The sequence below is a fragment of the Bacillus sp. FSL M8-0166 genome, from assembly GCF_038008825.1.
GTDB lineage: Bacteria > Bacillota > Bacilli > Bacillales > Bacillaceae > Bacillus > Bacillus safensis.
In genome coordinates, this window is record NZ_JBBOZZ010000001.1 from 3,570,859 (window position 1) to 3,581,148 (window position 10,290).

General features: G+C 41.6%; 10 protein-coding genes. 6 read left to right on the plus strand and 4 right to left on the minus strand.

Annotation, left to right across the window (positions count from 1 at the left end; genetic code table 11):
- Positions 1-477, minus strand: a complete 477-nt coding sequence (locus NSS92_RS18380) for a divergent PAP2 family protein (RefSeq protein WP_267586568.1) — start codon at positions 475-477, stop codon at positions 1-3.
- A 324-nt stretch (positions 478-801) separates the two neighbouring features.
- On the opposite strand from NSS92_RS18380, the gene NSS92_RS18385 reads away from it, so the two are divergent.
- The 3 genes from NSS92_RS18385 to NSS92_RS18395 all read left to right on the plus strand — a co-directional run bounded on the left by NSS92_RS18385 (position 802) and on the right by NSS92_RS18395 (position 4,698).
- Positions 802-2,292: a leucyl aminopeptidase gene (locus NSS92_RS18385; protein WP_034282598.1), complete on the plus strand. Its 1,491-nt coding sequence runs from the start codon at positions 802-804 to the stop codon at positions 2,290-2,292.
- Between the two features lie 141 nt (positions 2,293-2,433).
- Positions 2,434-3,762, plus strand: coding sequence for a Na+/H+ antiporter family protein (locus tag NSS92_RS18390; protein WP_142945105.1), 1,329 nt, complete (start codon positions 2,434-2,436; stop codon positions 3,760-3,762).
- Between the two features lie 159 nt (positions 3,763-3,921).
- The gene (locus NSS92_RS18395; RefSeq protein WP_340869830.1) at positions 3,922-4,698 is read left to right on the plus strand and encodes a sporulation protein; all 777 of its coding nucleotides are present in this window, start codon (positions 3,922-3,924) and stop codon (positions 4,696-4,698) included.
- 39 nt (positions 4,699-4,737) lie between these two features.
- Here the strand turns inward: NSS92_RS18395 and NSS92_RS18400 are convergent, their stop codons facing one another.
- The 3 genes from NSS92_RS18400 to NSS92_RS18410 all read right to left on the minus strand — a co-directional run bounded on the left by NSS92_RS18400 (position 4,738) and on the right by NSS92_RS18410 (position 7,927).
- Entirely contained in the window at positions 4,738-5,334 is a 597-nt protein-coding gene (locus NSS92_RS18400; RefSeq protein ID WP_285604139.1) for a biotin transporter BioY, read from the minus strand.
- A 116-nt stretch (positions 5,335-5,450) separates the two neighbouring features.
- Positions 5,451-6,587: an alanine dehydrogenase gene (gene ald / locus NSS92_RS18405; protein WP_340869836.1), complete on the minus strand. Its 1,137-nt coding sequence runs from the start codon at positions 6,585-6,587 to the stop codon at positions 5,451-5,453.
- Positions 6,588-6,697: 110 nt separating this feature from the next.
- Complete coding sequence (locus NSS92_RS18410) at positions 6,698-7,927, minus strand: PucR family transcriptional regulator (protein WP_048237340.1); 1,230 nt, start codon at positions 7,925-7,927, stop codon at positions 6,698-6,700.
- 406 nt (positions 7,928-8,333) lie between these two features.
- Between NSS92_RS18410 and NSS92_RS18415 the strand changes: the two genes are divergently transcribed.
- From NSS92_RS18415 to essB, 3 genes are all read left to right on the plus strand, one after another.
- Complete coding sequence (locus NSS92_RS18415) at positions 8,334-8,627, plus strand: WXG100 family type VII secretion target (RefSeq protein WP_003213769.1); 294 nt, start codon at positions 8,334-8,336, stop codon at positions 8,625-8,627.
- Positions 8,628-8,722: 95 nt separating this feature from the next.
- Positions 8,723-8,962 carry an EsaB/YukD family protein gene (locus tag NSS92_RS18420; protein WP_003213579.1) on the plus strand — a complete coding sequence of 80 codons (240 nt, stop codon included), beginning with the start codon at positions 8,723-8,725 and terminating at the stop codon, positions 8,960-8,962.
- Between the two features lie 14 nt (positions 8,963-8,976).
- A complete protein-coding gene (gene essB, locus NSS92_RS18425; RefSeq protein ID WP_340869838.1) occupies positions 8,977-10,290 on the plus strand; it encodes a type VII secretion protein EssB in 1,314 nt (437 codons plus the stop codon).

Below are 10,290 nucleotides of genomic sequence, written 5' to 3' on the forward strand. Positions count from 1 at the left end.
CTACATGAAGAAATAATCTAAGATGAGTGTCAGCAAGATCCCTGTTAAGCCGCCGAAGAAGACTTCAATCGGCTTATGACCAAGAAGCTCTTTTAATTTCTTTTGCTTTTCTTTTTCTTCCGCATTTGGGAAATTCTTTGCTTCGGAAACAAATCGGTTAAAATCTGTTACGAGCTTGTTGAGAACAGTCGCCTGTTCTCCTGCCTGTCTGCGAACGCCTGTCGCATCAAACATGGTAATAATGGCAAAGATGGCGGAAATGGCAAAGATAGATGTATCTAGCCCGTGCTCTAAAGCCACTGCTGTTGAGAGTGCTGTTACTGCTGCGGAGTGTGAACTTGGCATTCCGCCTGTGCTTGTAATGAGCGACCAATCTAGTCGTCTAGAAATGATAAATTGAATCGGTACTTTTACAAATTGTGCAAAAAAGATGGCTGCAAGGCTGGCAAGCAGCGGAAAATTCGTCAGTACGCTCATGAACAAGAAACATCCTCTCTTTAAGAAAAAATATCGTGCGAAATGATGGACTAAAGATCCTAGTATGATGAAAAAATGATAGCAGTAAAAAATGCTGCCAAGTCCATGTTCATTATAACATTAAAGAAAGTAGATGTGGAACGAGGAGAACACGGACAGGCTGCTCAGGTTTTCGCCGCTTTTTCATGATGCCCTTCCGCGTGTGAAAATATAAATGTTCATCAAGTAAAGACAGACTGGCAATGATCGTATAGGCACGCAAATTTTGATATAATAGAAGTTCCAATGTGAAAAATGGAGTTCATTAAGGAGCGTGTGATAAATATGTTTTTCTCGACAAATGAATTGCAGCATAAAGATACACTGGCGATCGGACTTTTTCAAAAGAGCCAATTATCAGGAAAAGCAAAAGAAATGGATGAATTACTCGAAGGAAGAATCACTGAATTATTAAAAGAAGGCGACATTTCATCCAAACGAAATCAGCTTTCGAAGTTTTTCCCATCCCCTGAAACAGGCATCAAACGCATTTATTTTGTCGGGCTTGGGAAGGAATCAGATTACACGTTTGAAGAGGCAAAAGAAGTGTTTGCCCATTTATTCAAAAAGCTTCATCAAGATAAAAAGCAAGCGGTTTCTGTCTTGCTGGATACGTTTATTGGAAAGGATCTGCCTGCTCAAGATGCAGCCCATGCCCTTTCTGAAAGCTGCCTTTTAGCTACATATGAATTACAGGATTTTAAACATAAAACAAATGAACCGGATCGTTTTATCGAGTTTGTTTATGCAACGACAGAGCATGATCAAGCTGAAATTCAGGCGAGTCTGAAAGTCGGCGAAGTGTACGGACAGTCAGTCAATTCGGCCCGTACCCTTGTGAATATGCCGCCGAACATGCTCACATCCTCTGATCTGGCTTCGTATGCGGCAGAGCTTGCATATAAATATGAATTTGAGATTGAAATTTTAGATAAAGAACAAATGGAAGAGCTCGGAATGGGCGGTATTTTAGCCGTCAATAGAGGCTCAACAGAACCGCCAAAACTCATCGTATTGAAATATCAAGGCAAGGAAGAATGGACAGATGTCATCGGCCTTGTCGGTAAAGGCATCACGTATGATACCGGGGGCTATTCTTTAAAGCCAAGAGCGAGTATGGTTGGCATGAAAACAGATATGGGCGGCTCAGCCTCTGTTTTAGGCGCAATGGAAATCATCGGAGAACTGCGCCCAGAGCAAAATGTCATTGCGGTCATTGCCTCAACTGATAATATGATCTCAGCAGACGCTATGAAGCCGGACGACGTGATTGTGTCACTAAGCGGTAAAACAATCGAAGTGCTCAATACGGATGCAGAAGGCCGTCTTGTTTTAGCAGATGGGGTGACATATGCGAAGCAGCATGGTGCCTCTGTCCTTGTAGATGTGGCCACATTAACAGGCGGTGTCATTGTGGCGCTTGGAAATGAGACAACAGGCGCGATGACCAATAACGATGAGCTGTACGCTCAGTTTAAAGAAGCATCAGAAGAATGCGGTGAAATGATCTGGCAGCTGCCAATCACGGAAAAAGATAAGAAACGAGTACGAAACAGCAAAATGGCGGATCTCAATAACTCACCAGGCCGTGATGGTCATGCGATCATGGCAGGTGCTTTCATTGGTGAATTCGCAGAGGATACACCTTGGGTTCACTTAGATATTGCAGGAACTGCAACAACAGAAAAACCTTCATGCTTTGGACCAACAGGGGCAACAGGTGTGATGGTAAGATCACTTGCTACATTTGTGGAACGATTTGAAGGAAAGAAATAAAGGAGAAGGCTCTGCCAGATGGCAGGGCTTTTTTTATGTAGGACATACGCCATTTGACGAAGTTTTTTTTCTATGGTAACATACGTTGGTACTTTAATTATCTACTACATTAGTAAACTAAAGGATTTCGGGGGTTTCACCATGAATGCAGTTGTTTTAGCGGTTGTTTTAATGTTGATATTAAGCTTGCTGCGGGTCAATGTCGTGATTGCGCTGGCAATAGGCGCTTTAGCTGGCGGACTTGCAGGTGGATTAGGCTTGGGAGGAACAGTAAACGCCTTTACGGACGGACTTGGAGGAAATGCAACAGTGGCGATTAGTTATGCGCTATTAGGGGCTTTTGCTGCGGCGCTGACGAAAACAGGTCTACCAGATGCTATGGTTGAAGGAGCAGTGAAGCTTCTAGGAAAAGAAGGCGATTCAAGACGGAAAACACTATCAAAAGTGCTCATCGTTCTTGTCATTTTGATCGTGTCCTGTTTTTCACAGAACGTCGTCCCTGTTCATATTGCTTTTATCCCAGTCTTAATTCCGCCGTTATTAAAGGTGTTTAACGAGCTTCAGATTGACCGCAGACTGCTAGCGTGTGTCATGACCTTCGGACTCACTGCACCATATATATTACTTCCAGTCGGTTTTGGACAGATTTTCCACGGAATGCTTCGTGACAATATGAAGGAAGCGGGTCTTACTGTAAACTTAGCAGATATTCCATATGCCATGCTGATTCCTGTTGCGGGTATGGTTCTTGGTTTGATCGTTTCCATTTTTGTGTATCGAAAGCCGAAGGTATATGAGGATCGTGAAATTACAGACGTAGAGAAATCGGCTTATACGAAAAAAAGCTTATTCTTTGCCGGTCTTGCTATTCTCGTTTCGTTGATTGTCCAGCTTTATCTATCGCAAAGCCTTGGCGTGGAAGGAATGATCTTCGGTGCACTCTCAGGACTGCTGGTCTTGTTTGTGACTGGAATGATGAAACGCGATGAAGCAGATGAACTCATTACATCTGGAATGAATATGATGGCATTTATCGGTTTTGTCATGCTTGTTGCGGCTGGTTTTGCCAACGTTTTAACAAAAACAGGAGACATTGAATCTCTTGTCAAAGCATCTTCCCAATTTATCGGCAACAGCCAGAGCCTTGCAGCGATTCTAATGCTGCTCGTTGGCCTGCTTGTGACAATGGGGATCGGATCATCATTTGCAACGATTCCGATTATTACAACCATCTTTGTTCCACTTTGTTTACACTTAGGATTTAGTCCAATGGCTACCATTGCCATTATTGGCTCTGCTGCGGCTGTTGGAGATGCGGGTTCACCTGCAAGTGACAGTACGCTTGGACCAACATCTGGATTGAATATGGATGGACAGCATCACCACATTTGGGGAACTTGTGTCCCGACTTTTATCTATTATAATATTCCGCTTGTTCTGTTCGGCTGGCTGGCGGCGATTATTCTGTAAAATGAAAAGCTTGTAGAGAAAACGATGATGTTTTTTCTATAAGCTTTTTTGTTGTTCGTAGATGAAAAAATAATTAGGACAAAAGTATGAATTAAATGAATCTTTCTTCCTTTATCTTACGTATATATGCTGATAAAAATGAAAAGGGGAAGATGGGACATGTCATTTTTTAAAAAACTAGCGGCCAGTGCAGGAATTGGTGCGGCAAAAGTAGACACCATTTTAGAGAAAAACGCTTATTATCCAGGACAAGAAGTAACGGGAACTGTCCATGTAAAGGGCGGGAAAATTTCTCAGGAAATACGCTATATCAATGTCAAGATTCAAACACAGTATGTGATTATGAAAGATGATGAAGAGCATAGAAAATATGTGAACATCTATACTTTACGAGTGACGGATTCTTTTACCATTCAGTCTGGAGAAAAGCGTGAATTTCCGTTTTCATTTATTCTTCCTATCGATACCCCGATGACGATCGGAAAAGTAGAAATTGCAGTAATGACAGACCTTGATATCCAAGGCGGAATCGATAAATCTGACTATGACCGCATTTTCGTTGAAGCACATCCTTGGGTGAAAAATGTGCTGGTAGCCACTAGAAACCTTGGCTTCCACCTGAATGAAGCAGACTGTGAGCAAGCACCTTACTTTCAGCGTCGTCTGCCATTCGTTCAAGAATTCGAGTTCATTCCGACATCAGACTACTATCGCTATATGCTTGATGAGTTAGAGCTGATTTTTCTGATTGATGAAGGCGGATTAGACATTGTATTCGAAGTCGACCGTAGAGCAAGAGGCCTGCGAGGCTGGCTTGAGGAGATGTATAATGATGGAGAACAGCTTGCACGCTACCGCTTCAGTCCATCAGATCTTGAAGATGTAGAAGTGCTAGAAGGAATGTTAGAAGAAATCATAGATCAATACGCTGAGTAATGGTGAAAAAAGAGCCTGTCTTCATTCAGGCTCTTTTTTCTATGATATAGCTTCTTGTTTTCGAAAGGATGTGGCTTTTGAAACAGAGCGATAAATTTTAGGAGCCAGCATCGCAAGTAATATGGTCAATGCGTAATCTTTCACCATAAACCAGATCATAAAGAACCACGTGGTTTGATAGGAAATCGGGGCATTGAGCCATACATTTAGTGCGAGGTATGTATAGGTGGTTCCGATTACATACATCACGGTCGTACCAGCAATGGCTGCAAGCAAAAAGCGGCCAAAGCCAGGGTTTTTTCGTTTTTCTAGAATGAATCCGGCAAGCCAGGCAGCAGGGATGTACGATAATACAAAGCCGCCGCTTTTCCCTAAAATGACCCCAAAGCCCGCAGAGAACTGGGCGAATACAGGTGCACCAGCAATTCCAACCAAGGCATAGACAATCATAGCTAATGCGCCAAGCCGTCTGCCGAGTAAGAGACCAGCAAGCACACAAAAAAACGGCTGCATCGTAAGTGGAATACCGCCGACCTGTAAAAACGGCACAATGGATGTGATATTGGCTCCGATAGCCATGAGTGCAGCAAACATTCCGACTAGCACAAAGTCAGCAGTTCTTGTCTTCTTTTGCATGATGTTTCCCCCTGTCTTATCTGTACAAATAGATTAAGGGGAAGAGGAATTTTTGTCAACTTGTTTTTATTTAAGGTTAACAATAAAACCCGCCCATCAATAGGGCGGGTAGTTGATTAAGCTTCGGTCATAAAAGAGGCATCGATGGCTTTACTGACAGGTACGTAATCATAGCCGAGATCACGAGCGACCGCTTCGTACGTGATATGCCCGTTCATGACATTGACACCTTCTGCGATGGCATTGTTTTCTCTAATGGCTTTTGCAGCGCCTTTATTCGCAATTTGCAGTGCATATGGAACAGTCACATTCGTTAAAGCAACAGTGGATGTCCGCGGAACCGCGCCTGGCATATTAGCGACAGCATAATGTAAAATGCCGTGTTTTTCATAAGTAGGCTGATCATGGGTTGTGATATGATCAATGGTTTCAACAATGCCGCCTTGATCAATCGCTACATCCACAATGACAGAACCAGGCTTCATTTGTTTCACCATTTCTTCTGTCACAAGCGTTGGTGCTTTGGCACCAGGAATCAGTACAGCACAAATGAGAAGGTCTGCCTCACTGACTGAATCTGCAATGTTGACAGGATTGGACATTAACGTTTTCATTTGATGTCCAAATTGGTCGTCCAGCTGACGCAGGCGTTCTGCGTTTACATCAATCAGGGTGACATCTGCGCCAAGACCGATCGCCATTTTCGCTGCGTTTGTTCCAACAACACCGCCGCCAATAATGGTGACCTTTCCTCTTGATACCCCTGGTACCCCTGCAAGTAAAATACCCTTTCCGCCTTTTGGCTTTTCTAAAAATTGTGCACCAATTTGAGCGGCCATTCTGCCTGCCACTTCCGACATAGGTGTGAGAAGAGGGAGTGATTTTCCGTCCGTTACTGTTTCATAAGCAATGGCTGTAACACCTTTTTGTTTTAATGCTTCAGCCAAGGAGGGCTCTGCGGCAAGATGCAGGTACGTAAATAAGATGAGTCCTTCTCTGAAATAAGGATATTCCTCAGGTAATGGTTCCTTTACCTTCATGATCATATCAGAAGATGCCCATACATCTTTCGCCTGATCAAGAATCTCTGCACCAACAGATACATAATCGTCATCAGTGAATCCGCTTCCAGAACCAGCGTTTGTTTCAATTAAAATCTGATGTCCAGCTGAAAGCAATTGAGAAGCTGCTCCTGGTGTTAATGCCACTCGGTTTTCATTGTTCTTAATTTCTTTCGGAATGCCGATGATCATGTTTATTCCCCCTATGCTTATCTATTGATATTGTATGTCTAGTGTATCCTGAAAGTTTAGAAAATTCTTCGGTTGAAATAAAAAATAAAAAAACGCCTCTTTGTGAAATTTCACAAATGGACGTTTTTTAGCTTCATATCAAGGTATATGGTCATTTTCTCATTCATGTTTTTTAAATCAATTTCTGCGATGTCTGTAATCCGTTTTAATCGATAATTCAAGGTATTGATGTGGATGTTTAATTGCTTAGCGGCAATATTGGCATTGCTGTCACAGTCAATAAACCGCTCAAGGGTTTCGACAAGGTTGGAATGATGCCTCAGGTCGTAATCCTCCAGCTTCGATAAAGAGTAACTGGAGTAAGAAGAGCCCTTTCGCTTCTCAGCAAGCACATCAAGATATTGATAAATGCCTAGTTCAGAAAAGCTGTTTAAACGTTCTGTTTCAACTGGAAAGCGTTCTTTCGTCTTTAATACAGCCAGTGCTTCTTTATAGGAAGGCTGAATATGAGAGATGTTATCGTAAATTCCTCCAATCGCTGCCTGAACATGCTGAATATGATACCGGTCCGCCAGCTGATGCAGCATGCCGCTTGTGAATTGTTTAATATCTTGAAGCGGATGTTCTGTTTTTGGTGAGACAAGAATAATGAATTCGTGAAAATCAACAGTCGTTAACAGTACCTGAACTTGCTGTGTTGTTTCAAGCAGATAGGACAGCTTTTTTTCTGTCTCCTCTGTGAGTTCGTCACGAAGACGGAAGATGATGATGGCATATGTATCTGGACATCTGATGCCAAGTCTTAAAAATAGGTCAAGCATCTCATCCTTTTCATGAATATGACCCGTGAGCATCTTCCAGAAAAGCTCCTGATTGCGTTCTTCTGTTTTCGTTTTTCGAATTTGTAAATTGAGTAATTTGTTTTTCACGGCATGTGCTGCCATTTTGAGAAGGTCCATTTCTTCTTCTGAAAAAGGCTGTGCGGATTCAATCGCCCAAATAAATCCGAGCACTTCTTTGTCCTTCCAGATGGAAATGGCGACCCTGCTAGATAAACCCACCTCTGCAATTTGAGGGACACGAAGCGGTTCGTCTGTTTTAAGGAGTGTAGGAATGATGCCGTCCTTCCAAAGCCGATTGATGACTTTTTCCGGTACCCGGCGGGAGATAATGGTTGAAGTTCTGGCGGGATCAGTAAAATCATTGTGTGTGCTATATGCCAATAATCGATGATGAGTATCTTCTATAGTAATAGGGCAATTGAGCACATCACTAATTTGGTCTGCCACATCCTCTAAACGATCAAGACTATACTTAAACGGATCTGTCTTTTTTGTCATAAAAAACCCCTGCTTTTTCGAATATTTCACGTACTTACATTATGAAGAGAATGAGGTGCGTAAATCAACAAAAAACTGCCATAAACTTAAAAAAACAAAAAGTGTGAGAAGCAAGCACATGGATGTTGAAACACGATGAAAAAGAAATAGTACAATAATAACGTAGTAAAAAATCAATAGGCGGAAAGGTTCATCGAAGTGGGTGGACATTTATTAAGAATATATGACCAAAAAACTGTTAAATACTAGATAAAAAGCGAAAAAACAGTAATTCTATAGACTCATTTTGTAAAATAAAAACAGATTTGTTTGACTGTGTATCATTTCTGTTTTTATAATAATAACGTCAAAAAATAAGTGGATTAGCCCATTATATGGCGGCTATGCACGGGAGGTAATGAGGAATATGTCAGGAATTATTCGCGTAACCCCAGAAGAACTAAGAGCGACCGCTAAGCAATATGGTGTTGAAAGTCAAGAAGTGTTAAACCAAGTTGATCGTCTAAATAGAATGATCTCTGATTTAAAAGGAATGTGGGAAGGTGCTTCTAGTGAAGCATTTGCTGATCAATACGAGCAGCTTAAGCCTTCATTTATCAAAATGTCTGATCTATTAACAGATGTCAGCAATCAGCTTGATCAAACGGCAAATACACTTGAAAGCACTGACCAAGACATCGCAAGCCAAATCCGCGGCTAATCAAAGGGATTTCCTTTCTAAGTGTGAAATGCAGAAAAAGCGCCGAGTCTGTCAATGGATGCCGGCGCTCTTTCTATTTTGTGAGGTGGAAATTTGTGTATATCGATATTACCATCGACTTAAAAAATTATGATGGCAGTGTGTTTGATTTGAGACTATCAAATTATTTACATATTAAACAAGTCATCCATATCGCCTGGCAGGCAAAACAAATCTCACTTCCAAAGAGGGAAGGCGGATGGGTGCGAGTAGTCAATAAGAAAGCTGTGTTTTCAGGCGAATATAAGCTGTCAGACTGTGGAATTACCACAGGAGACAGGCTGGAAATACTATGAAAGGACTTTTGTAAATGGCAGATAAAAAGAGTTCCTATTTAGAAGAACAATTAGAAGCAGTCATGAAAAAAGAGGGAGGCACCTATACCTTTATTTTTCAAAAAGAGACGATTAAACTCTTAGACGGTTTAGAAGCAGCACCGATCAAAGACATCAATCCTTCATTTCAGAAAGAGATTCAATTAACCGAAGATGAGGTCATCATTTCTATACAACCGCCTCCTGCCTATCAGGAATTTCGTTTCATCCATGCAAAGGATGAAAAAAGCAAATGGATTTTTTCATACCAGCTTGTCGATGCAGTTCTTAAACACGACGTGAAGCGGCTGCATCCTATTGTTTCTCCTGAAAACATTGTTTTTCATCAAGGCTTAGCTCCTGCATTTTTGCATTATGGGGTTAAAGAAAGCATCCCGCCATATGAAACTGATGAGCATCGCCTGTTAAAAGAGGTCAAGGCCGTCGTTCTTCGAGTGGTTGACCATGAATATCAATTTCAAGAATATGTGGCTTACAATGAAACGTTGAAATTATCTGAGCTTGCAAAAGAAATTAGTGAAACGAAGTCGCTGGAAGAATTGTCAGCTTTGATTGAGCAAAAGATCAAAGCAATCGATGCGAAAGAAAAAACGCTCTTAACCATTCCTAAAAAGAAATGGAAAATCGAGCGATACATCGGACTAGGTCTACTTGTCCTGTTAATCCCTGCATTGGTGTACACCATTTTCACCTTCTTTTTTGCCGTGCCAAAACAAGAAGCGTACGTCGAGGCAAACAAATATTATCTCAACAAGCAGTACAGTCAAGTGGTGGATACGTTAGAGAAATATCCAGCCAATCAAATGCCAGTCTCTCTTCAATATGAACTGGCCATTTCGTATGTACAAACGAATCAAGGCAGTCTGTTACTTGATCAGCATAAAAAAGAAATCACAGAAACGTACACATTGCAGACAGATCCGCAATACTTCCTTTTTTGGATTCATATTGGACAAGGCAATAGCAAGGAAGCACTTGATATTGCACGGGTGCTTGGAGACGACAGGTACATATTTACGGCACTCGTCGCCTACCGCAATGAAATTCAAAACGATGACAGCCTTTCTGCTGAAGAAAAACAAAAACAGCTAGATCCGATCATTAAGGAAATGGCGAAATATGAAGAAAAAGAAACAACGGAGACAAGCACGAGTGACTCCTCGGGCGCAAGCCAAACAGATGAAACAGCTGAACAAAAAGAGCAGTCAAAAGCCGATCAAGAGAAAAAAGAGAAAGAATCTGAAGCGAAAAAGAAAACCTCTCAGACGAAAAAAGATGAGAAGAAATAA

What these genes read in the sequence shown, in the direction of transcription:
- NSS92_RS18400 (WP_285604139.1), bottom strand. Translation starts at nt 5,334, where the DNA reads ATGCAAAAGAAGACAAGAACTGCTGACTTTGTGCTAGTCGGAATGTTT.
- NSS92_RS18415 (WP_003213769.1), top strand. Translation starts at nt 8,334, where the DNA reads ATGTCAGGAATTATTCGCGTAACCCCAGAAGAACTAAGAGCGACCGCT.
- NSS92_RS18395 (WP_340869830.1), top strand. Translation starts at nt 3,922, where the DNA reads ATGTCATTTTTTAAAAAACTAGCGGCCAGTGCAGGAATTGGTGCGGCA.
- essB (WP_340869838.1), top strand. Translation starts at nt 8,977, where the DNA reads ATGGCAGATAAAAAGAGTTCCTATTTAGAAGAACAATTAGAAGCAGTC.
- NSS92_RS18385 (WP_034282598.1), top strand. Translation starts at nt 802, where the DNA reads ATGTTTTTCTCGACAAATGAATTGCAGCATAAAGATACACTGGCGATC.
- NSS92_RS18380 (WP_267586568.1), bottom strand. Translation starts at nt 477, where the DNA reads ATGAGCGTACTGACGAATTTTCCGCTGCTTGCCAGCCTTGCAGCCATC.
- ald (WP_340869836.1), bottom strand. Translation starts at nt 6,587, where the DNA reads ATGATCATCGGCATTCCGAAAGAAATTAAGAACAATGAAAACCGAGTG.
- NSS92_RS18410 (WP_048237340.1), bottom strand. Translation starts at nt 7,927, where the DNA reads ATGACAAAAAAGACAGATCCGTTTAAGTATAGTCTTGATCGTTTAGAG.
- NSS92_RS18390 (WP_142945105.1), top strand. Translation starts at nt 2,434, where the DNA reads ATGAATGCAGTTGTTTTAGCGGTTGTTTTAATGTTGATATTAAGCTTG.